Source organism: Stutzerimonas sp. Brlt_14 (assembly GCF_051948915.1).
GTDB classification, from domain to species: Bacteria; Pseudomonadota; Gammaproteobacteria; order Pseudomonadales; family Pseudomonadaceae; genus Stutzerimonas; species Stutzerimonas stutzeri.
The window spans coordinates 26,102-49,801 of the sequence record NZ_JAYJLM010000003.1 but is presented as its reverse complement, the minus strand read 5'-3'; the positions used below and the strand labels follow the sequence as shown (position 1 = coordinate 49,801).

Genomic DNA, 23,700 nt, shown 5'->3' with positions numbered 1-23,700 from the left:
GCGTGGGCGGCCTGAGATTTGGGTCGTCCTGTCCTTTCGGGCATGGCTGCGTCTGTGTCCGTCATCTCGGTCCGAACGGCCGCGGTCGTGTCGCCAGGTTCAGATCGAATTGAATGCCGCCTTGCGGGCGCGCTGCCAGCACCTAAGGCGCTGCGCCAGCTCGTCGAAGGTGGTCAGTCCGATGCGCTGGGCACGATTGAGCAGGATCAGCGCGATCTCGGCTGTCGCCATGGCGTCGGCGGACGCATTGTGACGCTGCGGGATATGGATGTTGAAGTAGTCGAGCCAGTGGTCCAGGCTGCCGCGGTGGATCATCGCTTCGGGGAACAGCATCGGGGCCAGGTCGGCCACGTCGAGGAAGCTGTTCTCCAGCGAATAGCCCAGCTCGTTCTTCAGCGCGCGGCCCAGCATGCGTTGGTCGAAGGGGGCGTGAAAGGCCAGGATGATGCTGCCCGCGGCAAACTCCATGAAGCTGAGCAGCGCTTCGGCCGGCGGCAGCCCGTTGGCCAGTTCGCTAGGCGCGATGCCATGGATCAGCACGCTTTCATTGACCTTGACCTGACGGCACAGCGTGCATTCGAACTGCTGCGAATAATCGATCGCGCCGTCCTCGATGACCACCGCGCCGATGGCGATGACCAGGTCGCGCTTGAGGTGCAGCCCGGTCGTTTCCAGATCCAGCACCACCAGTCGTTGCTGGCGTAGCGGAACGGGCTGCGGCAGTTCCGGGCGCGGCAGCTCGGCAACGCGTTGCTGCTGTTCGGGAGGCAACTTCGGACCGCGTGGGTTGAACCAGAACATGCTCATAGTTGATAGCGCACCGCGAGGCTGGCCTGGAGACGCTGGGCCTGGCGAAAGGACTCGCGCAGGATGCGTCGATCCAACACATTGAGCGTATCCGGATCCAGGCGATTGGAATAGGGCAGTCCATCGCGTGCCTGCTGCTGATGCTGCTGCATGCGGGTCTGCTGGATGAAGTGGTAGGCCTCTTCGTAGGCCGCGCCATCCTTGGGTTCGATCACGCCCTTTTCCACCAGCTTGCGCAGGCGCTCGAGGGTGTTGCAGGTGCCGATGTCGTTGCTCAGCGCCAGCAGGCGTGCGCCGTCGACGAACGGAGTCAGTCCCTGCACCTTCAGGTCCAGGGTGTCTTTGCCTTCGCCCTTGCGTGCCACCACGAAGTCGCGGAAGCGGCCGACCGGGGGACGATGGCGCAGGGCGTTGTCTGCCATCATGCGCTGGAACAGGCTGTTGTCCTTGATCTCGTCGAGCAGATACTGGCGCAGTTGCTCGCAACCTTCGGCCGGGCCCCAGATGCTGCGCAGGTCGAAATAGATGGTGCTGCCGAGCAGGTTTTCCGGCGTCGCCTCACGGACAAAGGAGCTGAAGCGGCGGCTCCATTCCTGCCGCGACAGGCACAGCTGCGGATTGCTGGCCATGATGTTGCCCTTGCACAGGGTGAAGCCGCAGGTGTCGAGGTCACGGTTGATACGCTCGGCCAGCGGCAGCAGGCGACCGCGGATGTGCGCGGCCTCGGCGGCATCTGCGGCCTCGAAGAGAATGCCGTTGTCCTGGTCGGTGTGCAGGGTCTGCTCCTGGCGCCCTTCGCTGCCGAAGCACAGCCAGGTGAACGGCACGCCCGGATCGCCCATATGCGCGATGGCCAGTTCGATGACCCGACACACCGTGTGATCGTTGAGCAGGGTGACGATGCGGGTGATCTGCGTCGACGAGGCACCGTGGGCCAGCATGTTGTCGACCAGCTGCTTGATGCGGTTGCGGATGACCACCAGGGCGTCGACGCGATCGGCATGGCGGATGGTCTGGGCCAGATGCACGAGGTCCACGCGCTGCAGGGAAAACAGGTCGCGCTCGGAGATCACACCGCGCAGCAGGCCGTTGTCCACCACGCAGACATGAGCGATATGCCGCTCGGTCATGGCGATGGCCGCATCGAACGCGGTGGCGTCCGGCGGCAGGTAGAACGGATCGTGGGTCATGAACTGGGCGATCGGCTGACTCAGGTCCGTGGTGCCCGTACCGATGGCTCGTCGCAGGTCACGCAGGGTAAAGATGCCCTGCGGATGCAGCGCTTCGTCGACGATGACGATGCTGCCGACGTTCTCCTCCTGCATCATCGCCACTGCTTCGTTGAGCGGGCGGGACGGCAGGCAGGAGACGGGATGATGCAGGGCCAGCTCGCCGATGCTGGTTTCCAGCGAGAAGTTCTCGCCGAGGCTCTCCACCGCGCGCATCTGCGCCTGCTGATTGACCAGATCCAGCAGGCTGCTCACGCCGCGCATGGCGAAGTCGCGAAACACCGGCGAGTTGGACACCAGGTTGACGAAGGCCGGTTTGTTGAGCAGGAAGCAGAAGGTGTCCTCGGCAGCCAGGTGTGCGGTACGGGTCGCCCGCTCGCCCATCAGCGCCGCCATCGGGAAGCACTCGCCGACGATGACCTCGAAGGTGGTATCGGTGCCGCGCTTGGCGGTGTGCGGGCGCTGACCGTGCACGCGGCCCTGCTTGACGATATAGAAGTGCTGCACCACGCCGTCTTCGGGAGAAATGATGCAGTCGCCTTCGGCATAGAAGCGCAGCTCACAGTTCTCCACCAGATAGGCCAGGTGGGCCGGCTCCATCTGGTTGAAGGGGGCGTACTTGCGCAGGAACTCCATGGTGCCGTGGATATTCTGCAGTACGGCCGTCTTCCCAGCTTGGGCGAAGGCGTCAGGTGTGCTCATGGTCGGCTTCCATTTTTTGTTCATGGTGGGCTGCGGGTCGGTCGGACCCAATTGGACGTAAGTCTAGTCAGGCCGGGCGCTGCGGAAGCTGATCAGGGTCAGCCCGGTGTTTCGGGCTGTTGCGAGGGCGCAGGCATAAAAAAACCGCCCCGAAGGGCGGTTCTTCTGTCGCGGCTGGCGGTTACAGGCCGTTCTTGGCCTTGAACTCGCGGCGGCGACGGTGCAGGACCGGCTCGGTGTAGCCGTTGGGCTGCTTGGTGCCTTCGAGGACCAGCTCCAGCGCAGCCTGGAAGGCCACGCTGTTGTCGAAGTCAGGCGCCATCGGGCGGTACAGCGGGTCACCCTGGTTCTGGCGGTCGACCACCGGGGCCATGCGCTTGAGGCTCTCGATCACCTGGTCCTTGGTTACCACGCCGTGGCGCATCCAGTTGGCCACGTGCTGGCTGGAGATGCGCAGGGTGGCACGGTCTTCCATCAGCGCGATGTCGTTGATGTCCGGCACCTTGGAGCAACCAACGCCCTGTTCGACCCAGCGCACCATGTAGCCGAGGATGCCCTGCGAGTTGTTGTCCAGCTCGTTGCGCTTCTCTTCCTCGCTCCAGTTGGTGTTCTGTGCCAGCGGGATGGTGAGGATGTCATCGATCGAAGCCTTCTCGCGCTTGGCCAGTTCGGCCTGGCGCGCCTGCACGTCGATCTTGTGGTAGTGCATCGCGTGCAGGGTGGCTGCGGTCGGCGACGGTACCCACGCGGTGTTGGCGCCGGCCAGCGGATGGCCGACCTTCTGCTCGAGCATGGCGGCCATCAGGTCAGGCATGGCCCACATGCCCTTGCCGATCTGCGCCTTGCCCTGCAGGCCGCAGGCCAGGCCCACGTCCACGTTGTTGTTCTCGTAAGCGCTGATCCATTTCTCGGACTTCATGGCCGCCTTGCGCACCATCGGGCCGGCTTCCATGGAGGTATGGATCTCGTCGCCGGTGCGGTCGAGGAAGCCGGTGTTGATGAACACCACGCGCTCGCGCGCTTCCTTGATGCAGGCCTTGAGGTTGATCGTGGTACGACGCTCCTCGTCCATGATGCCGACCTTAAGGGTGTTGCGCGGCAGGCCGAGAACGTCCTCGACCCGGCCGAACAGTTCGGTGGCGAAGGCGACTTCTTCCGGGCCGTGCATCTTCGGCTTGACGATGTACATCGAGCCCGTGCGGCTGTTGGCGCGGGTGGTGTTGCCCTTGAGGTTGTGGATGGCGATCAGGCTGGTGAACAGGCCGTCCATGATGCCCTCCGGCACTTCGTTGCCTGCCTTGTCGAGGATCGCGTCGTTGGTCATCAGGTGACCGACGTTGCGGATGAACAGCAGCGAGCGTCCGTGCAGGGTCAGCTCGCCGTTGCCGTCGGCCTTGGTGTAGACGCGGTCCGGGTTCATGGCGCGGGTGATGCGCTTGCCGCCCTTGTCCAGCTCCTCGACCAGATCGCCCTTCATCAGGCCGAGCCAGTTGCGGTAGACGATGGTCTTGTCGTCGGCGTCGACGGCGGCGATGGAGTCTTCGCAGTCCATGATGGTGGTCAGTGCCGATTCCATCAGGATGTCCTTCACGCCGGCGGCATCGGTCTGGCCGATCGGGCTGGCCGGGTCGATCTGGATCTCGAAGTGGATGCCGTTGTTCTTCAGCAGCACGGCGATCGGTGCGCTGGCGTCGCCCTGGAAGCCCTGCAGCTGGGCCGGGTTCTTCAGGCCGGTGGTGCTGCCATCCTTCAGCGAAACGACCAGCTTGCCGCCTTCGATGCGATAGCCGGTGGAATCGACGTGCGAGCCGGTTTCCAGCGGTGCAGCTTCGTTGAGGAAATTGCGCGCATAGGCGATGACCTTGTTGCCGCGGATCTCGTTGTAGCCCGGCCCCTTGGTGGCGCCGTCCGCTTCGGAGATGGCGTCGGTGCCGTAGAGCGCGTCATACAGCGAGCCCCAGCGGGCGTTGGCGGCGTTCAGGGCGAAGCGCGCGTTCATGATCGGCACCACCAGCTGCGGGCCGGCCATGCGGGCGATTTCTTCGTCGACGTTCTCGGTGGTGGCCTGGAAGTCTTCGGCTTCCGGCAGCAGGTAGCCGATTTCCTGAAGGAAGGCCTTGTACGCCACGGCGTCATGGGCCTGGCCGGCGCGGGCCTGGTGCCAGGCGTCGATCTTGGCCTGCAGCTCGTCGCGCTTGGCCAGCAGGGCGCGGTTCTTCGGCGCCAGGTCGTGGATCACGCTGTCGGCGCCAGCCCAGAAGGCGGCGGCATCGACGCCGGTACCGGGAATCGCCTCGTTGTTCACGAAGTCGTACAGGACTTTGGCGACCTGCAGGCCACCGACTTGAACGCGCTCAGTCATTACTCGCCTCACTTGGTTCTTCTAATTCGCCGGACGGTTTCGCTTTTTGTAGTCCGAGGTCGCCGGATACTACATGAAGCGTCGGGGAAAATCAGTCCGCTGAAAGGGCCGGTTGCCTCGGCCGTGCGAAGCGGCCCGCCAGTGCCGCGGCCTGCCGTTGCCCGGCCCGCCTGCTATACCTAATGGGCTGTCGCCTGCGCAGGCGCTTTCTTCACTACAGGAGCCCGTCCATGGATCACCTCGTTCTCACCGTCATCGCCGACGATCAGCCCGGTCTGGTCGAACGACTGGCCAAGTGCATCGCCGATCACGGCGGCAACTGGCTGGAGAGCCGCATGTCGCGCATGGCTGGGCAGTTCGCCGGTATCCTGCGGGTGGCGGTGCCAGCGGACGCCCATGCCGAGCTGACCGCCGCGCTGGAAGGCCTGCAGGCGCAGGGCATACGCGTGCTGCTGGCTCACAGCGGCGCGGAACCGACGGCGAGCTGGCAGGAAATCCAGCTTGAGCTGGTGGGCAACGACCGGCCGGGCATCGTCCGCGACATCACCCACCTGCTCGCCGAGCACGGCGTCAATCTGGAGAGCCTGGATACCGAGGTGCTGCCGGCGCCGATGAGCAGCGAGCTGCTGTTTCGTGCCGAAGTACGGTTGGCGGTGCCCAGCGACCTGTCGCTGGAGCGGCTGCAGGAGCGCCTGGAAACCCTCGCCGACGACCTGATGGTGGAGCTCAAGCTGCAGCCGGCCGAGCAGGCGTAGCACTCAGCCGGTGCTTTTGCGCATCACCCGCCAGGCGTCCAGGCTGTATACCGCGAGGCCGGCCCAGATGCAGAAGAATGCCAGCTGGCGATCGACCGGAAATGGCTCGCCGAACAGCTGCACGGCGAGGATCAGCAGCAGCGTCGGCGTCAGGTATTGCAGGAAGCCCAGTGTCGAATAGGGCAGGTGGCGCGCGGCGGCGTTGAAGCCGAGCAGCGGGATCAGGGTCACCGGGCCTGCCGCCATCAGCCAGAGCGCATCGGTGCTGGTCCAGAACGCCGGTTCCGTGCTCGCGCCGTTGCCGAACCAGAACAGCCAGATCAGCGCCACCGGTAGCAGCAGCCAGGTTTCCACTACCAACCCCGGCAGCGCGGCCACCGGTGCCTGCTTGCGCAGCAGGCCGTAGGTGCCGAAGCTCAGCGCCAGCACCAGGGAAATCCAGGGAAATTCACCGAGCATCAGCAGCTGCAGGCTGACGCCGACGGTGGCCATGGCCACGGCCAGCCACTGCAGCGGACGCAGCCGCTCGCGCAGCACGAGCATGCCGAGCAGCACGTTGACCAGCGGATTGATGTAGTAGCCAAGGCTCGCCTCGACCATTCGGTCGTGGTTCACCGCCCAGACGTAAATCAGCCAGTTGGCCGCGATCAGCACGCTGGAGATGCCGAGCACGCCGAGGCGACGTGGATGCGCCAGCAGTTCGCGCCACCAGCCCGGATGACGCCAGACCAGCAGCACCAGCGAGCCGAACACGGCCGACCAGATCACGCGCTGGGTGACGATCTCGAGCGCGCCGTATTGTTCGAGTGCCTTGAAGTAGAGCGGGAACATGCCCCAGATGCTGAAGGTGGCCAGCCCCAGCAGATAACCCTTGCGCAGATTGGCGGTAGCCATGACGTCCTTCGACGAGCAGCGGAGAGCCGGCCATTTTGCGCCTTTGGCCAGAGGAGAGAAAGGTTAGTCAGCTAACAGAGCGGCGCCGCGCGACGGGCTGCCCAATTGGTCAGAAACGGGGGAACGCTCGGCGGCTTGTGCTCGTCTCATCTGCATCGCTAATCGAAACGGCAGCACGCGGATCGGCGCGTGCGGAGGGTGGCAATGCGCTTGCAGAATCAGGTGGCTCTGGTCACCGGCAGCACCCAGGGCATCGGCCGCGGCATTGCCGTGCGCCTGGCTGAAGAGGGCGCCGACATTGTCATCAACGGCCGCGAGAACGACGAACAGGCCCGCGAGAGCCTCGAGCAGGTCCGCGCCCTGGGCCGGAGGGTGTGCTTCATCGCCGCCGATGTCGGTGACGTCGAGCAGTGCCATCGGCTGGTGCGCGAGAGCATCGCGCAGATGGGCCAGCTGGACATCCTGGTCAACAATGCCGGCGTGCAGCGGCACGCGGCGTTCCTCGACGCGCAGGCGGACGATTATGATCAGGTGCTGAACGTCAACCTGCGTGGGCCGTTCTTCCTCGCCCAGGCGTTTGCCCGCCATTTGCGCGAGCAGGGCCGCGGCGGACGCATCATCAACAACAGCTCGGTGCACGAAGAGCTGCCGCATCCCAACTTCACCGCCTACTGCGCGAGCAAGGGCGGACTGAAGATGCTGATGCGCAACATCGCCATCGAGCTGGCGCCGCTGGGCATCACGGTGAACAACGTGGCGCCCGGCGCGGTGGAAACGCCGATCAACCGCGAGCTGATGAATCAGCCGGACAAGCTCGCCAACCTGCTGCAGAACATCCCTGCCGGCCGTCTCGGCCGCCCGCACGACGTCGCCGGCGTCGTTGCCTTTCTGGCCTCACCCGACGCCGAGTACATCACCGGGACTACACTGGTGGTCGATGGCGGCCTGCTATGGAACTACAGCGAGCAATGACCGATATCCCGCCGTGCCAGCCGTTCAGCCACGACACCAGCGCCATCTCGCGGGCCGACACGCTCACGCCTGCCGAGCGCTATCAGGAACTCTTCGTCGCGGTGCAGATGCAGCGGGTGTTTCCCGACAGCAAGACCTTCGTCGACTGCGCGCCGCGTCGGCACCCCGAAGCCATCCTCGAGGACTATCGCGCCCGCTGCGGCGAGCCGGGCTTCGACCTGGAGGCCTTCGTCCATGAGCATTTCAGCCTGTACGAAATGCCGGTCAAGGCGTTCGTCGCCAACCCCGACGACAGCCTGGCCGAACATATCGACCGGCTCTGGCCGATCCTCACCCGCCATCCTCAGGACCACCCCGAACACTCCTCGCTGCTACCGCTGCCGCACGACTACGTGGTGCCGGGCGGGCGCTTCACCGAGCTGTACTACTGGGATTCCTATTTCACCATGCTCGGCCTGGACGAGAGCGGGCATTGCGACCTGCTGCGGGCCATGGCGGACAACTTCGCCTACCTGATCGACACCTATGGCCACGTGCCCAACGGCAACCGCACCTACTATCTGGGCCGTTCGCAGCCGCCGGTGTTCGCCCTGATGACCGAGCTGTTCGAGGAAACCGGAGTCCACCGCGCCAGCGACTACCTGCCGCAACTGCACAAGGAATACGCCTTCTGGATGGAGGGCGCCGAGGTGCTGCGCCCGGGCGAGGCGCATCGACGCTGCGTGTGTCTGGCCGATGGAATGGTGCTCAACCGTTACTGGGACGAGCGCGCAACGCCGCGCGAGGAGTCCTACCGCGAGGATGTGGAAACCGCGCGCTCCAGCTGCCGGCCGCGGCACGAGGTCTATCGCGACCTGCGCGCCGGTGCCGAGTCGGGCTGGGATTTCAGCTCGCGCTGGCTCGACGATGCCCACCGGCTGGCGACCATCCGCACCACCAGCATCCTGCCGATCGACCTCAACGCGCTGCTCTACAAGCTGGAGCGGCAGATCGCCGAGCTGTCTGCGGTGAAGAACCAGCACGCCTGTGCCGAAGCCTTCGCCCGCCGTGCCGAGGCGCGCCTGGCAGCAATCGATCAGTACCTGTGGAATTCCCGCGCTGGCGCCTATTTCGACTACGACTGGCAGCGCGGCCGGCAGCGCGACAATCTCACTGCCGCGACGCTGGCCCCGCTGTTCGTGCGCATGGCCAGTGCCGAGCAGGCCGCGGCGGTGGCGGCGACGGTGCAGGAGCGCCTGCTGGCGCCAGGCGGCCTGGCCACCACCGAAATCGGTGGCAGCGGCGAGCAGTGGGATCGGCCCAATGGCTGGGCACCGCTGCAGTGGATTGGCATTCGTGGGCTGCAGCACTACGGCCACGATGCGCTGGCGCTGGACATCGAGGAGCGCTGGCTGACCATCGTCAGCCACCTGTTCGAGCGCGAGAACAAGCTGGTGGAGAAGTACGTGCTGCGACCCTGTACCGAGCACGCCGGCGGCGGCGAGTATCCGCTGCAGGACGGCTTCGGCTGGACCAACGGCGTCACCCGCAAGCTGATGCAGGAAGACCCCAATCACGAGGCCAACCGCTGTCGTGCGGGGCAATGCCCGCAGATTGACCGCAGCGGACGCGAACGACTGGGTTCCGGCAACGGCGGGCGCCGGCCCTAGCGGCGGTACGCCAGCAGAACGATCCCCCCTACGACGATCAGGCTACCGAGCACTTGCAAGGGCCCGAGCAGCTGGCCAAGCACCAGCCACCCCAGCAGCATGCCGGCGACCGGTTCCATGTTCATCACCGGAGCGTTGCGTGCAATGTTCAGTCGCGGCATGCAGATGAACAGCGTCGAGAAGGCGGCGCCATAGAGCAGCACCAGGCATGCGAGGGCGATCCAGCCGGCGCTGGCGCTGGGTAGGCCGAGCCCGCCGGGAATCAGGCTGCTGCTGCCGAGCGCGGCGGAGGCGAGGAACACCACGATCAGGGTCAGCATGCTGCGTACCGAGCCGGCCATCTGCGAGAGCTTGTGCTCGGTGACCCACAGCGCCACCGCGAACACCGCGGCCGCCGTCAGGCTGAACAGGATGCCGGCGACCCACTGGCCGTCCGGCGCCTCGCTGCTGACCAGACGTGCAGGCACGTCGAGCACCAGCACCAGGCCGAACAGGATCAGGCCCATGACCGCCAGTGTCTGGCGGGTCGGCCGGGGGCCGCCGAGCAGCCAGGTCAGCAGTGCCAGCAGGATCGGCGAGAGGTTGACCACCAGCAGTGCAAGCCCCACCGGAATGCGTGCTACAGCCGAATAGATACAGATGCTCTGCACTGCGATCAGCAGGCCTAGTAGGACTTGCCAGCGCCAGGTGGCGGGGCTCAGCTGCAACGACTCGCGGCGCCAGAACACCAGTGTGGCCAGCGCCAGCATCGTCACCCCGGCGCGGCAGAGCACGGCCAGTAGCAGTCCAGTGTCATGGTCGAAGGCGATGCGTGCGGCAATATGATTGGCGGCAAAGGAGCTGGCCAGTGCGGCGAGGATCAGCACGGAGGTATGGCGCGGAAATGGCGTGGCGGTCGTCTGCATGGAAGTTGTGATCCACCTGCTGCGGTGCTCGATTATGCCGGTAAGGTCGCTTCACGGCCCCCTCGCGTGCATTTTTGCAAGCGCAGCCATGCGTGTGGAGCAGCTGCTCAGGGGCGTCGATAGGGCGAGTCGTTCACGGGTGACAGGTCGAATGTGCCCTTCTCAATGAAGCGCTGGGTACCGAACAGGCCGCCGGCGAGTTTGCCGCGCAACACATAGGGCACTTCGTCGAGGCCGATGTGCTCGGCCAGCCCCAGCGCCTGGCGTGCCGCGGAAAAGGCCGAGATGGTCACCGGTACTTCGAGCACGCTCTCGCCGAAGCGCGGCACCGTGCCACGCTGGTCGCTGACGCCACTGGCCAGCCGCCGGCCGTTGACTTCCAGGTCGAGGGCGACGCCGCTGTAGTCGATGGCGCCCTCGTTGGGGTTCTGCAGGCGCAGCTTGACCAGGAAGCGAGCCTCCAGGCCCTCGCCCTGCAGCGGCTGGATGCCGGCGACCTGAACGTTGAGCGGGTCGCGCGGGGACAGTGCCGCGCAGGCGCCCAGGGTCAGGGCGAGCAGGGCGATCAGCAGCAGACGCAGCGGCTGCCATGGCAGGTGGAGCGTGGCGGATGGATGCACTCAGGATTTCCTGTCGAGGTTCTTGATGCCCTGCAGCAGTTCGATGGGCAACGGAAAAACGATGGTCGAGCTCTTGTCACCGGCGATGTTGCTCAGCGTCTGCATGTAGCGCAGCTGCATGGCGCCCGATTGCCGGCCGAGCATTTCGGCGGCCTGCGTCAGCTTTTCGGAAGCCTGCAGCTCGCCCTCTGCATGAATGACCTTGGCGCGCCGCTCGCGTTCCGCTTCGGCCTGGCGAGCGATGGCGCGGACCATGGATTCGTCGAGGTCGACGTGCTTGATCTCGACATTGGACACCTTGATCCCCCAGGCGTCGGTCTGTGCATCGAGCACTTGCTGGATGTCATTGTTGAGCTGCTCGCGCTCGGCCAGCATGTCGTCCAGTTCGTGCTTGCCGAGCACTGCGCGCAGTGTGGTCTGCGCCAGCTGGCTGGTGGCCGAGTGATAGTCCTCGACCTGGATGATCGCCTTCTGCGCGTCCAGCACGCGGTAGTACACCACTGCGTTGACCTTCACCGAGACGTTGTCACGGGAGATCACATCCTGAGTCGGCACGTCCAGCACCAGGGTGCGCAGGTCGACCCGCACCATCTGCTGCAGGCCGGGGATGATCATGATCAGGCCGGGTCCCTTGACCTTCCAGAAGCGCCCGAGCATGAACACCACGCCGCGCTCGTACTCACGCAGGATGCGGAACGCCGAGGCGAGCAGCCCCACGACCAGCACCAGCAGCACCAGAAAACTCATTTCATAACCCATGGTTCAGCTCCTCTCGATTGCTTGATGGCTGTGCCGCGACGTTCAATTGCAGACCCTCCCGGGCGACCACCCGTACCTGCTGGCCGACCTGCAACGGGGTGGCGCTGCGTACCTGCCAGTTCTCGCCCTGCAGATGCACCCAGCCGCTGTGCGGGTCCTGCGCGGAGATGCCGGTGACCGGCGCCAGGCTGCCGATCAGCTCGGCATCACCGCCGACCAGCCGCTGGCGGCGCGCCTTCAGTGCCATGGCGACGATGGCGAACACCAGCAGCGCGCTGGCGAAGCCCAGTGGCACGATCAGCGACAGTGGAATGCCGAAGCCGGGTACCTCGGTGTCGATCAGAATCACCGCGCCGGCAACGAACGCGGCGACCCCGCCGATGCCGAGCACACCGAAACTGGGCAGGAAGGCCTCGGCCACCATGAAGGCGATGCCGAGCAGGATCAGCGCCACCCCGGCGTAGTTCACCGGCAGCAGCTGCAGCGCATACAGCGCCAGGATCAGGCAGATGCCGCCCAGCACGCCGCCGGCGCCCATGCCGGGATTGGAGAATTCGAGGATCAGCCCGTAGATGCCGATCATTATCAGAATCAGCGCCACGCTGGGGTTGGTGATCACCGCCAGCAGGCGCACCCTCCAGTCCGGCGCGTGTTCGATCAGGCGTGCATCGGCCGTCTGCAGCCTGACCTCGCCCTCGATGGTGGCCAGCGTCTTGCCGTCGAGCTGACGCAGCAGGTCGGCCACGTCGCGCGCCAGGTAATCGATCACCTTGAGGTTCAGGGCTTCGCTGGCCGACAGGCTGACCGCCTCGCGCACCGCCTGCTCGGCCCACTCGGCGTTGCGTTCGCGCAGCTGGGCCAGCCCGCGGATATAGGCCGCCGCATCGTTCACCTGCTTGCGGGCGAGGGCGTCGCCGGACGCCTTGGCGTCGTCTTCACGCTCGCCCTTCGGCTGCTCCGGCGGTGCACCGGGCATGCCGCCGATCTGCACCGGCGTCGCCGCGCCGAGATTGGTGCCCGGCGCCATCGCGGCGACATGGCTGGCATAGAGCATGTAGGTGCCGGCGCTGGCGGCACGGGCGCCGCTGGGGGTGACATAGGTGGCCACCGGAATGGGGCTGGCGAGGATCGCCTTGATGATGGCGCGCATGGAGGTGTCCAGCCCGCCGGGGGTGTCCAGTTCCAGCACCACCAGCTGTGCGCCCTCGTCGCGGGCGTGTTGCAGGCCGCGCAGGATGTAATCGGCGCTGGCCGGACCGATGGCGCCATCGACCCGCAGCAGCGTCACCGGATCGGCGGCACTCGCGCTCTGGACCGCGAGCGCGAACAGCAGGGCCAGCAGCCAGCGGGCGGGATGGCGAGGCATGGCGGATGTCCTCTGGCAGCGGCACGGCACAGTGTCGTGCCCTTGCTGGCAGCTTAGACCACCGCCGTCGTAGCGCGGCGAGGCAGGACGCCGCGTATCCGCCGACCGGGCTGAACTCCAGTCGCGGCAGTGACCTCAGAACCAGTGAGGGCCGGCCTTCGCGGCCTGCATGCCGATCGAGGAGTCTTCATGCGCATCCATCACCTGAACTGTGGCTGCATGTGTCCGCTCGGCGGGGCCTTGTTCGATGGTTTCAGCAAGGGCCTGACGGCGCAGCTGGTCTGCCATTGCCTGCTGCTGGAAACCGACCAGCACGGGCTGGTGCTGGTGGATACCGGTTTCGGCACCGAAGACGTGCGGCGCCCCGGCGAGCGGCTCAGTCCGTTCTTCCGGGCGCTCAACAACATCCGCCTGGAGCCGCGCTACACCGCGCTGGAACAGCTGCACCGGCTCGGCTTCGCGGCCGAGGACGTGCGCCATATCGTGCTCACCCACCTGGATTTCGACCACGCCGGGGGCCTGTCGGATTTTCCCCAGGACCAGGTGCACGTGCTGCAGCGCGAGATGGATGCCGCCCGGGCGACACGCAGCTTCATCGGCCACAGCCGCTACCGTCACCGGCAGTGGGACGAGGTGCGCCACTGGCAGTTCTACGAGCCGGGCGGCGATCTCTGGTTCGGCTTCCAGGCCGTTCGCGAGTTGCGCGGGCTGCCGCCGGAAATTCAGCTGATCCCGCTGACGGGGCATACCCACGGTCACGCCGGGGTCGCCGTGCAGACCGACAGCGGCTGGTTGCTGCATGCCGGCGACGCCTATTTCTTCCGCGAGGAGGTCGGCCGCAACGAGCGCCATTGCACGCCGGGGCTGCGCTTCTACCAGCGCATGATGGAGGTCGATCGCACCGCTCGGCTGGCCAATCAGCACCGGCTGTGGACGCTGTCGCTGGAGCACCGCGACGAGGTCACGCTGTTCTGCAGCCATGACGCGCAGGAGCTGACGCGCATGCAGCGTGGTGCGCACTGATGGCGGCGCCACGCAGCCGGGCGGTGGAGCGGATGATGGCCGCCGTGCGCTGGATCGGCTTCGGCGCCTGTTCGCTGGCCGCGCTCGGCTATGCGGCGATCGGCAACTACAACATGACCGGCGCCATGCTGGCGCTGGCCGTGCTTTCCTGGATCAACATCCGCCGCAAGCGTACGCCACGGCCGCCGCAGGGCTGAACCGGCTCAGCGGCCGCGACGCCCCAGCGCCCAACCCGCACCCAGCGCCAGCAGCGCGCCGGCGCCCAGCGCCAGCTTGCCGACGCTTGCCGCGCTCAAGGCGATCGCCCGCGGTTTCGCCTGGTCGCCGAAGCGACCCTGGGTGGCGTGCAGCCCCTCTACGGGCTCGAATAGGTTGTCGGGGCGGCCCTCGGGCTCACGCTCGGGGATCAGCTGGCCGTCCCAGGCCTGGCGGGCCAGCATGCGGTCGAGCAGCCCGGGCATGAACAGCGTGCCGATGATCGCTTTCAGGCTGGCGGTGCCGACCCACAATTCCCTTGGCGCTTCCCGGGCCGCCCGCAGAACGGCACGGGCGGCGACCTCGGGTGTATGAATCGGCGGCACCGGCTGTGCACGCCAGCCGACCTTGTTGCGTGCCCAGTCGAACTGCGGCGTGTTGTGCGCCGGCAGTTGCACCATGCTCAAGCGAATGCCGCTGCGGTCGTGAATCAGCTCGCAGCGCAGCGAGTCGATGAAGCCGCGGATGGCGAACTTGGCCCCGCAGTAGGCCGACTGCAGCGGAATCGCGCGATAGCTCAGCGCCGAGCCGACCTGCACGATGGTGCCGCGGTTGCGTGGGCGCATGTGGCGCAGGGCGGTCAGGGTGCCGTGCACGCTGCCCAGGTAGGTCACCTCGGTGACGCGGCGGATTTCTTCGGGAGTCAGTGCCGAGAACGGGCCGAACACCGTGGCCATCGCCGCGTTTACCCAGACGTCGATCGGTCCCAGCTCGGCCTCGACGCGCGTGGCGGCCGCTTCCAAGGCTGGGGCATCGGCGACATCGGCGGCGATCGCCAGCACACGGGCTCCCAGCGCTTCGAGCTGCGCCTGGGTGTCGCTCAGGCCCTGCTCGCCGCGCGCGATCAACGCGACGCGGTAGCCGGCTCTGGCGAAGGCCTCGGCGCTGGCGCGGCCGACACCGGCAGTCGCGCCACAGATCACCGCGGTTGGTTCTGGCATGGGAAGTCCTCTGGTCATTGCAATGAACGGGCGCTTTCGGTGGCCCGCAGCTGCTTAGACGACCCGCCCAGGCCCGGCCGAGTTCGCCGCTTGCCCCAGTGGATCGCTCGGCTATCGACCAATGGCCAATGGCGGCTACTCCTTTGGTCTGAGATGGTTAGCAGGCTAAGCGATAGCTGGCGCCGCCCCTTGGCTCAAAAGGCGAAGCGGCATGACGCAACGATGCCACCGTGGTGGCTGCGTCTTCCCCCTCTGTGCATCCATCAGATGCCCTCGGCGGCTTATCCGGTCGCCTTCGGACTCGTTCCCGCTGCCCTGAGGGCGGCGGGTCTGCCCCGCTGACGAAGGAACCCGTTGGCGTCGATCAGGTCGATTCAGTGAGCGTCGTAATGGCCAATTCCTGACTAACGGAGACCCTGATGGACCTTATCCGCATCATCTTCGCGATTCTGCTGCCACCGCTTGGCGTCTTTCTCCAGGTCGGTTTTGCCGGTGCCTTCTGGCTGAACATCCTGCTCACGCTGCTGGGCTACATTCCGGGCATCATTCACGCCGTCTGGATCATCGCCCGCCGCTGATCGCTCAGAGCCCGGCTCGGCCGGGCCCGCTTTTGAACTCCCTCCGCTGGCCGTGTAGAGTCGCGCCTCCTGCGCTACGGAACCTATTAGGCGCGAAACACTCAAGAAAACGCCGGAAACCGAGCGCCATCGCCCGCAGGTGATGCCCCCGCGCTGCGTCAGACCTGCCCCGGTACACGGAAAGGAAACCAGATGAGCGAGTCCTTCATCGATCAGAACAATTTCAGGCGCATCCTCAATCGCAACGTGGCCGTGCCCCTGGGCTTCGGCTTCCTCAGCGCCTTCTTCTTCAGTGCCATCGTCTATTACCTGCTGAGCGTCAGCCACTGGGTCGATCAGTCGGTCAAGGGGGTGGCCCACGCCCATGAAGCGCTGCGCCTGGTCGCCGATCTGGAAACCGGCCTGCGTGGGTACCTGATCGCCGGCGAAAAGCCGTTCCTCGATCCGTACCGCCAGGGCCTGGAGCAAATCGAGCAGGAGCTGGGCGAGCTCAAGGAGTTCGCCGGCAACAACCCGCTGCAGCTGTCGCGCATCCAGAAGGTCGAGGCGGCGCATCATCTCTGGCTCACCTTTGCCGAAGAAGGGATCGCGCGGCGTAGCGCCGGCGAGTCGATCGTCGAGTACGTGCGCACCCGCCGCGGCCTCGACCTGACCAACCAGCGCCGCACGCTGCTCAACGAATTCATTGCCACCGAGCGCCAGCTGCGTGCCGAGCGTACCGACACCTCGGAAATCGTCACCACGGCGCTGATCGGTGGCTTCCTGCTGTTCAGCCTGATCTTCAGCGGCCTGCTGGTCTTTCTCGGTCGCCGTGACCTGACCACGCTGTCGGCGACCTACTCCGAATCGCTGCGCAAGCAGCAGGCGCATGCCGAGGCGCTGGAAAAGCAGGCCTGGTACCGCACCGGCCAGACCCAGCTGAGCGAGTCGATCATCGGCGAACTGGCGCTGCCGGCCCTGGGCCAGGGCGTGCTGAACTTCCTCTCGCGCTACATCGACGCCGCCGTCGGCGCGCTGTACGTGGTGCAGGACGGCAAGCTGCAGCGCGTCGCCGAATACGCCTACGACCCGGAACATCTGCAGAGCGCGCGTAGCCTCGAGGTCGGTACGGGGCTGGTCGGGCAGGCCGCCTTGGAGCGGCGGATGATGGCGCTCGAAGACCTGCCGGCCGGCTATCTCAAGGTGACCTCGGCGCTGGGCGACACCACACCGCGCGCGGTGCTGATCGTGCCGGTGGAAGACAGCGGCCTGCTCAATGGCGTGATCGAACTGGGCTTCCTGCGACCGCTGCGCGAGCAGGACAGCGAGCTGCTGCGACGCATCGCCCCGGGCATCGGCTCGGCCATCGAAGCGGCGCGTTACCGCCAGCGGCTGCAGAAGGTGCTGGCCGAAACCCAGCAGCTCAACGAGGAGCTGCAGGTGCAGCAGGAAGAACTGCGTGCCGCCAACGAGGAGCTGGAGGAGCAATCCAATGCCCTGCGCGAGTCGCAGACGCACATGGAAGAGCAGCAGGCCGAGCTGGAGCAGACCAACGAACAGCTGGCCGAGCAGACCGAAGCGCTGGCTCGTCAGCGCGACCAGATGGACGAGAAGAACCAGCGCCTGAACGAGGCCCAGCTGATGCTCGAGCAGCGCGCCGACGAGCTGCAGCGTGCCAGCCGCTACAAGTCCGAGTTCCTGGCCAACATGTCCCACGAGCTGCGCACGCCGCTGAACAGTTCGCTGATCCTGGCCAAGCTGCTGGCGGACAACCCGGCCGGCAACCTGAGCGAGGAGCAGGTGCAGTTCGCCCGCTCCATCTATTCTGCTGGCAACGACCTGCTGACCCTGATCAACGACATTCTCGACATTTCCAAGGTGGAAGCCGGCAAGCTCGAGGTGCACCCGGAACTGACCATCCTCGCGCGGCTGGTCGATGGCATGAAGAGCCTGTTCCTGCCACAGGCCATGGAGAAGGCCCTGAGCTTCAGCGTCGAACTGGCCGACGACCTGCCGCCCACCCTGTTCACCGACCGCCAGCGCCTGGAGCAGATCCTCAAGAACCTGTTGGCCAACGCCTTCAAGTTCACCGAGAAGGGCTCGGTCACCCTGCGCGTCGAGCCGCGCGATGGCGGCATGCTGGCCTTCGCGGTGCGCGACACCGGCATCGGCATCGCGCCGGAGCAGCAGGCGGCGATCTTCGAGGCGTTCCGCCAGGCCGATGGCACCACCAACCGACGTTATGGCGGCACGGGCCTGGGCCTGTCGATCTCCCGCGAGCTGGCGAACCTGCTGGGCGGCCAGATCGAAGTGCAGAGTGCGCCGGGCGCCGGCAGTACCTTTACCCTGGTGTTGCCGCAGAGCTACAGCGAGCCGCTCGCCGTCGAGCCGACCACCGCGCCGCAGCCGAGCCGTGCACCGGTCACCATGGCCGAAGCGATCACGCCGCCGCCGGCGCGCCGCGACGAGCCGGAGCTGCCGAACCGCGGCGCCGTGTCCTACGAGCGCCTGCCCGACGACCGCGACAAGTACCCGTTCAAGGAGCGCTGCGTGCTGGTCATCGAGGACGAGCCGCAGTTCGCGCGCATCCTCCGTGACCTGGCCCACGAACTCGAGTACAGCTGCCTGCTGTCGCAGAACGCTGACGACGGCTTCGACACCGCGGTGCAGTACAAGCCCGATGCCATCCTGCTCGACATGCGCCTGCCGGACCATTCCGGCCTGACCGTGCTCGAGCGCCTCAAGGAAAACTCGGCGACCCGCCATATTCCGGTGCACGTGGTCTCGGTGGAGGATCGCAAGGAAGCCGCGCTGCAGATGGGCGCGGTGGGCTACGCGATGAAACCCACCACCCGCGAGGAACTGAAGGACGTGTTCGGTCGCCTGGAAGCCAAGCTGGCGCAGAAGGTCAAGCGCATCCTGCTGGTGGAGGACGACGCCCTGCAGCGCGAGAGCATGTCGCGGCTGATCGAGGACGTGGACATCGAGATCACCGCCGTCGAGTTCGGCGAGCAGGCCCTCGAACTGCTGCGCAGCACCGTGTTCGACTGCATGATCATCGACCTCAAACTGCCGGACATGGATGGCAGCGAACTGCTCGAACGCATGGCCAAGGAGGATATCTGCTCCTTCCCGCCGGTGATCGTCTACACCGGGCGCAACCTGACCCGCGACGAGGAAGCGGCGCTGCTCAAATACTCGCGCTCGATCATCATCAAGGGGGCGCGCTCGCCGGAGCGCCTGCTCGACGAGGTCACCCTGTTCCTGCACAAGGTCGAGTCGGACATGCCGCCCGAGCGGCAGAAGATGCTGAAAAGCGCGCGCAGCCGCGAGAAGGCCTTCGAGGGCCGCACGATCCTGGTGGTGGACGACGACGTGCGCAACGTCTTCGCCCTGACCAGCGCGCTGGAACAGAAGGGCGCGCTGGTGGAAATCGCCCGCAACGGTCTGGAGGCGATCGACAAGCTGCAGCACGACGAGACCATCGACCTGGTGCTGATGGATATCATGATGCCGGAGATGGATGGCTTTACCGCCATGCAGGAAATCCGCAAGGAGGCGCGTTTCGCCAAGCTGCCGATCATCGCGGTGACCGCCAAGGCGATGAAGGACGATCAGGATCGCTGTCTGCGTGCCGGCGCCAACGATTACCTGGCCAAGCCCATCGACCTCGACCGTCTGTTCTCGCTGATCCGCGTCTGGCTGCCGAAAGTGGAGCTGCTGTGAAATGGGCGACCGCAACATCGAAATCGAACTCAAGCTGCTGATCGAGGCCATCTACCTCAAGTACAGCTACGACTTTCGCGACTACTCCAGCGCCTCGCTCAAGCGCCGGGTGCTGCTGGCGCTCAAGCAGCTCGACTGCGGCAGCATCTCGGAACTGCAGCGCAAGATCCTCTACGACCCGCACGCCTTCATGGACCTGCTGCAGTACCTCACCATCCCGGTCAGCGAGATGTTCCGCGACCCGAGCTACTACCGGTCGCTGCGCGAGCACGTGGTGCCGGTGCTGCGCACCTATCCGTCGCTGAAGATCTGGGTCGCCGGCTGCAGCACCGGCGAGGAGGTCTACTCGATGGCCATCCTGCTCAAGGAGGAGGGGCTGCTGGAGCGGACGATCATCTACGCCACCGACATCAACCCGCGCTCGCTGGAGCAGGCACGTCAGGGCATCTTCGCCATCGACCACCTGCGCCAGTACACCGCCAACTACCAGCAGGCCGGCGGCACCCGCAGTTTTTCCGACTACTACACCGCCGCCTACGACTCGGCGATCATGGACAAGTCACTGAAAGAAAAGGTTACGTTTGCCGATCATAGTCTGGCGACCGATAGCGTATTTTCCGAAACGCAATTCATCTCGTGCCGCAACGTCCTGATCTATTTCAACAAGCCGCTGCAGGATCGCGCCTTCGGTCTGTTCCATGAGTCGCTCTGTCACCGAGGCTTCCTCGGCCTGGGCAGCAAGGAGACCGTCGAGTTCTCGGGCTACGCCGGTCTCTATGAGCCGTTCGACAAATCGGAAAGGATCTTCCGCAAACTATGAGCAGCTCCGATCAGGCGATCCTGCAGGCCAGACGCCAGCCGCCCATCGAGGCCGTGGTGATCGGCACCTCGGCTGGCGGCCTGGAGGCGCTGGGCGTGGTGCTCGAGGGCCTGCCAAGCACCTACCGCCCGCCGATCCTGGTGGTGCAGCATGTGCCGGCCCACGGCCGAAGCCAGCTGGTGGAAATCTTCGCGCGCAGAACCCGGTTGCGGGTCAAGGAAGCAGAAGACAAGGATCCGCTAAGCTCGGGCATGCTGTGTTTCGCGGCGCCCGGTTATCACCTGCTGGTCGAAGGCGACCGCAGCCTGTCGCTGAGCCAGGATGATGCCGTGCACTTTTCGCGGCCTTCGATCGACGTGCTGTTCGAATCCGCGGCCGATGTCTGGGGGCCGCAGGTGGCTGGCGTGCTGCTGACCGGCGCCAACGAGGACGGCGCTGCCGGCCTCGAGGCGATCCATCGGGTCGGTGGCCTGACCGTGATCCAGGACCCTGCCGAAGCGGCGGTGCCGACCATGCCGCGCGCGGCGCTGCAGCGCTTCGCACCGGACTACATCTTGCCCCTACGTGACATTCACCGACTGTTGCGAGAACTGGAGTGACCATGCCCGACCGTAACGACGAGGTGAACCTGCTCATCGTCGATGACCTGCCGGAGAACCTGTTGGCTCTGGATGCGCTGCTGCAGGCGCCGGGCGTCCGGGTGCACCAGGCCGAATCGGCCGAGCAGGCGCTGGAGCTGTTGCTGCGACATGAGTTCGCCCTGGCCATTCTCGATGTGCAGATGCCGGGCATGGACGGCTTCCAGCTGGCCGAGCTGATGCGCGGCACCGAGCGTACCAAGCAGATCCCCATCGTCTTCGTCAGCGCCGCCGGCCGTGAGCTCAATTACGCCTTCAAGGGCTACGAGAGCGGTGCGGTGGATTTCATGCACAAACCGCTGGATGCCCATGCGGTGCGCAGCAAGGTCAGCGTGTTCGTCGACCTGTACCGCAGCCGCAAGCGCCTGGCCCGTCAACTCGAGGCGCTGGAGCAGAGCCGCCGCGAGCAGGAGGTGCTGCTCGACGAATTGCGGCAGACCAAGGCCGAACTGGAAGATGCGGTGCGCATGCGCGATGACTTCATGTCCATCGTTTCCCACGAACTGAAGACACCGCTCAATACCCTGATCCTCGAGGTTCAGCTGCGCAAGCTGCAGCTCAGCCGCAACAACCTCGCCGCTTTCAGCGAAGAGCGCCTGCGCGGCATGGTGGACAAGGACGAGCGGCAGATCCAGAGCCTGATCCGGCTGATCGACGACATGCTCGACGTCTCGCGCATCCGCACCGGCAAGCTGTCGATCCGCCCGAACCGCACCGATCTCGCCGCACTGGTGGGCAACGTGGTGGAAAGTTTCGCGGCGCAGATGGAAGCCTGCGGCTGCGAGCTGCGGCTGGAGCGCAACGAACCCATCGTCGGGGTCTGGGATGCCTTCCGCATCGAGCAGGTACTGGCCAACCTGCTCACCAACGCCATGCGCTACGGTGCCGGCAGGCCGGTGCAGGTGAGCGTCGCCGCCTGTGCCGAAGGTGCCTGCATCGAAGTGCGTGACCACGGCATCGGCATCAGTCCGAAGAGCCTGGAACGCATCTTTCACCAGTTCGAGCGGGCCGAAGGCAGCGAAAGCAGCGCCGGGCTGGGCCTGGGGCTGTTCATCGCCGATCAGATCGTGCGTGCGCACCAGGGGCGTATCCAGGTGCACAGCGAGGAAGGTCGCGGCTCCGTGTTCCGCGTGCTGCTGCCGCTGGGCGAATAGCCAGCTCGCAGCCCCAGGGCGGCGGTCTCAGGACGAGCAGCTGATTTCCAGATGCTTGCCCCACTCGGGCGGGCGCTCGGCGTAGCGCTCCATCCCGGGCTGTTCGTCGAAGGGGCGGCTGAGAACCGCATGCAGCTCGCGCACCGGCGTGTAATCGCCTTTCTCCGCCGCCTCGATCGCTTGCTGCGCCAGGTAGTTGCGCAGGATGTACTTCGGATTGACCGCGTGCATCCGTGCCTGCCGCGCGACCGGATCGCCGCCCTCGCGGGCGCTGCGCGCGCAATAGTCCGCCGCCCAGGCATCGAAGCCCTGCAGGTCGATGAAGTCCTCGCGCAACCGCTGCACGGCCTGTGCGGCCGGGCGCTCGCCGAGTTCGCGGAAGAAGCGCGTGTAGTCCACCGCGCTGCCCTGCATCAACTGCAGCAGGCGGCGGATCAGCTCGGCGTCGCCATCCTCGGCCTGGCTGAAACCCAGCCGGCGGCGCATCAGATCGAGCCATTCGGCCTCGTACAGCGGCAGGAACAGCTCCATGGTTTCGCGCAGCACCTTGACCTCGACGAAGGGCGTCAGCGCCTGGGCCAGCGCGGCCAGGTTCCAGTGGGCGATGGGCACCTGATTCTCGAAGGAGTAGCGGCCGGTATCGTCGGAGTGGTTGCAGATGAAGCGGGCATCGAAGTCATCGAGGAAGGCGTAGGGGCCGAAGTCGAAGGTGATGCCGAGGATCGACATGTTGTCGGTATTCATCACCCCGTGGCAGAAGCCGTAGGCCTGCCAGCGGGCAATCAGCGCGGCGGTGCGTTCGAGCACCGTGCGGAAGAACATGTGGAACGGTTCGGGATGTTCCAGAAGTTCGGCGAAGTGCGCCTCGATGACATGCTCGAGCAGCTGCTTCAGTTCGCCGTGCTGGCGGGTGTAGTAGAAGAACTCGAAGTGGCCGAAACGCACGTGGCTCGGCGCCAGGCGCAGCAGCATGGCGCCACGCTCGGGACGTTCGCGGTAGACCAGGGTGTCCGAACCGGTGACGCACAGCGCGCGGGAACTGGGGATGCCGAGGGCGTGCAGGTGCTCGCTGGCGAGGAATTCGCGGATCGACGAGCGCAGCACCGCGCGACCATCGCCCATGCGCGAATAGGGCGTCTTGCCGGCGCCCTTGAGGTGCAGGTCCCAGTACTCGCCGGCCTCGTTCACCACCTCGCCGAGCAGTAGGCCTCGGCCGTCGCCGAGCTGCGGGTTGTAGCTGCCGAACTGGTGGCCGGAATAGACCATCGCCCGTGGCTCGGCCGTGGACCAGATCTTGTGCCCGGAAAACAGCTCGGTGAACAGCGGCTGCTCGGCTTCGGTCGGCTCCAGATCCAGCAGCGCCATCGCCGCTTCGCTGGCAACCACCAGGCGCGGATCGCTCAGCGGCTGCGGCGACACCTCGGTGGAAAAGGTGTCGCCGAGACGGGCGAAGCGGTTGTCGAAGGTCAGTTGGGTCAGGCTTTTCAAGATGCCTCCGGCGGCGTACAGCAGCAATGGCCCGGCAGGTGCCGGGCGTGTTCAGGACGTTGGAGGCTGCGACCTGGC

At 65.9% G+C, this 23,700-nt stretch carries 20 protein-coding genes; 10 read left to right on the top strand and 10 right to left on the bottom strand.

The window, feature by feature from the left end; genetic code table 11:
- Positions 1 to 99: 99 nt before the first annotated feature.
- From VF716_RS07385 to VF716_RS07375, 3 genes are all read right to left on the bottom strand, one after another.
- A complete protein-coding gene (locus VF716_RS07385; protein WP_020305706.1) occupies positions 100 to 807 on the bottom strand; it encodes a 3'-5' exonuclease in 708 nt (235 codons plus the stop codon).
- A complete protein-coding gene (locus VF716_RS07380) occupies positions 804 to 2,738 on the bottom strand; it encodes a putative nucleotidyltransferase substrate binding domain-containing protein (RefSeq protein WP_020305707.1) in 1,935 nt (644 codons plus the stop codon). Before VF716_RS07380 ends, VF716_RS07385 begins: the two co-directional genes overlap by 4 nt.
- A gap of 181 nt (positions 2,739 to 2,919) precedes the next feature.
- Entirely contained in the window at positions 2,920 to 5,100 is a 2,181-nt protein-coding gene (locus tag VF716_RS07375) for a malate synthase G (protein ID WP_011914905.1), read from the bottom strand.
- Between the two features lie 230 nt (positions 5,101 to 5,330).
- Here VF716_RS07375 and VF716_RS07370 point away from each other — a divergent pair, with 230 nt between their 5' ends.
- Entirely contained in the window at positions 5,331 to 5,855 is a 525-nt protein-coding gene (locus tag VF716_RS07370; protein WP_011914904.1) for a glycine cleavage system protein R, read from the top strand.
- 3 nt (positions 5,856 to 5,858) lie between these two features.
- Here the strand turns inward: VF716_RS07370 and rarD are convergent, their stop codons facing one another.
- Positions 5,859 to 6,749 (bottom strand): EamA family transporter RarD, encoded by an 891-nt coding sequence (gene rarD, locus VF716_RS07365; RefSeq protein ID WP_011914903.1) that lies wholly within the window; start codon positions 6,747 to 6,749, stop codon positions 5,859 to 5,861.
- A 204-nt stretch (positions 6,750 to 6,953) separates the two neighbouring features.
- Between rarD and VF716_RS07360 the strand changes: the two genes are divergently transcribed.
- Positions 6,954 to 7,721, top strand: a complete 768-nt coding sequence (locus VF716_RS07360) for an SDR family oxidoreductase (RefSeq protein WP_011914902.1) — start codon at positions 6,954 to 6,956, stop codon at positions 7,719 to 7,721.
- Positions 7,718 to 9,370: an alpha,alpha-trehalase TreF gene (treF, locus tag VF716_RS07355; protein ID WP_049760954.1), complete on the top strand. Its 1,653-nt coding sequence runs from the start codon at positions 7,718 to 7,720 to the stop codon at positions 9,368 to 9,370. Before VF716_RS07360 ends, treF begins: the two co-directional genes overlap by 4 nt.
- Here treF and VF716_RS07350 read toward each other — a convergent pair.
- The 4 genes from VF716_RS07350 to VF716_RS07335 all read right to left on the bottom strand — a co-directional run bounded on the left by VF716_RS07350 (position 9,367) and on the right by VF716_RS07335 (position 13,020).
- The gene (locus VF716_RS07350) at positions 9,367 to 10,275 is read right to left on the bottom strand and encodes an EamA family transporter (RefSeq protein ID WP_011914900.1); all 909 of its coding nucleotides are present in this window, start codon (positions 10,273 to 10,275) and stop codon (positions 9,367 to 9,369) included. The two genes, treF and VF716_RS07350, sit on opposite strands and share 4 nt — an antisense overlap.
- A gap of 107 nt (positions 10,276 to 10,382) precedes the next feature.
- Positions 10,383 to 10,895 (bottom strand): LEA type 2 family protein, encoded by a 513-nt coding sequence (locus VF716_RS07345; protein ID WP_011914899.1) that lies wholly within the window; start codon positions 10,893 to 10,895, stop codon positions 10,383 to 10,385.
- The gene (locus VF716_RS07340; RefSeq protein ID WP_125865058.1) at positions 10,896 to 11,654 is read right to left on the bottom strand and encodes a slipin family protein; all 759 of its coding nucleotides are present in this window, start codon (positions 11,652 to 11,654) and stop codon (positions 10,896 to 10,898) included.
- Positions 11,644 to 13,020 (bottom strand): NfeD family protein, encoded by a 1,377-nt coding sequence (locus VF716_RS07335; protein WP_279641370.1) that lies wholly within the window; start codon positions 13,018 to 13,020, stop codon positions 11,644 to 11,646. The genes VF716_RS07340 and VF716_RS07335 overlap by 11 nt, the downstream gene beginning before the upstream one ends.
- A gap of 189 nt (positions 13,021 to 13,209) precedes the next feature.
- Here VF716_RS07335 and VF716_RS07330 point away from each other — a divergent pair, with 189 nt between their 5' ends.
- Positions 13,210 to 14,043: an MBL fold metallo-hydrolase gene (locus VF716_RS07330; protein WP_440552394.1), complete on the top strand. Its 834-nt coding sequence runs from the start codon at positions 13,210 to 13,212 to the stop codon at positions 14,041 to 14,043.
- On the top strand, positions 14,043 to 14,240 hold the full coding sequence (locus VF716_RS07325; protein ID WP_013984261.1) for a hypothetical protein: 198 nt from the start codon (positions 14,043 to 14,045) through the stop codon (positions 14,238 to 14,240). Before VF716_RS07330 ends, VF716_RS07325 begins: the two co-directional genes overlap by 1 nt.
- Before the next feature lie 6 nt (positions 14,241 to 14,246).
- Here VF716_RS07325 and VF716_RS07320 read toward each other — a convergent pair whose 3' ends face one another.
- Positions 14,247 to 15,239: an SDR family oxidoreductase gene (locus VF716_RS07320; protein WP_013984260.1), complete on the bottom strand. Its 993-nt coding sequence runs from the start codon at positions 15,237 to 15,239 to the stop codon at positions 14,247 to 14,249.
- 419 nt (positions 15,240 to 15,658) lie between these two features.
- Here VF716_RS07320 and VF716_RS07315 point away from each other — a divergent pair, with 419 nt between their 5' ends.
- From VF716_RS07315 to VF716_RS07295, 5 genes are all read left to right on the top strand, one after another.
- Positions 15,659 to 15,817, top strand: coding sequence for a YqaE/Pmp3 family membrane protein (locus VF716_RS07315; protein ID WP_003286662.1), 159 nt, complete (start codon positions 15,659 to 15,661; stop codon positions 15,815 to 15,817).
- A gap of 192 nt (positions 15,818 to 16,009) precedes the next feature.
- Positions 16,010 to 19,522, top strand: coding sequence for a response regulator (locus tag VF716_RS07310; RefSeq protein ID WP_440552392.1), 3,513 nt, complete (start codon positions 16,010 to 16,012; stop codon positions 19,520 to 19,522).
- A gap of 1 nt (position 19,523) precedes the next feature.
- Positions 19,524 to 20,342, top strand: a complete 819-nt coding sequence (locus VF716_RS07305; protein ID WP_019405467.1) for a CheR family methyltransferase — start codon at positions 19,524 to 19,526, stop codon at positions 20,340 to 20,342.
- A complete protein-coding gene (locus VF716_RS07300; RefSeq protein WP_017245478.1) occupies positions 20,339 to 20,941 on the top strand; it encodes a chemotaxis protein CheB in 603 nt (200 codons plus the stop codon). Before VF716_RS07305 ends, VF716_RS07300 begins: the two co-directional genes overlap by 4 nt.
- 2 nt (positions 20,942 to 20,943) lie before the next feature.
- Entirely contained in the window at positions 20,944 to 22,134 is a 1,191-nt protein-coding gene (locus VF716_RS07295) for a hybrid sensor histidine kinase/response regulator (RefSeq protein ID WP_013984256.1), read from the top strand.
- A 27-nt stretch (positions 22,135 to 22,161) separates the two neighbouring features.
- Here the strand turns inward: VF716_RS07295 and selO are convergent, their stop codons facing one another.
- Entirely contained in the window at positions 22,162 to 23,622 is a 1,461-nt protein-coding gene (selO, locus tag VF716_RS07290) for a protein adenylyltransferase SelO (protein ID WP_440552389.1), read from the bottom strand.
- Positions 23,623 to 23,700 lie beyond the last annotated feature (78 nt).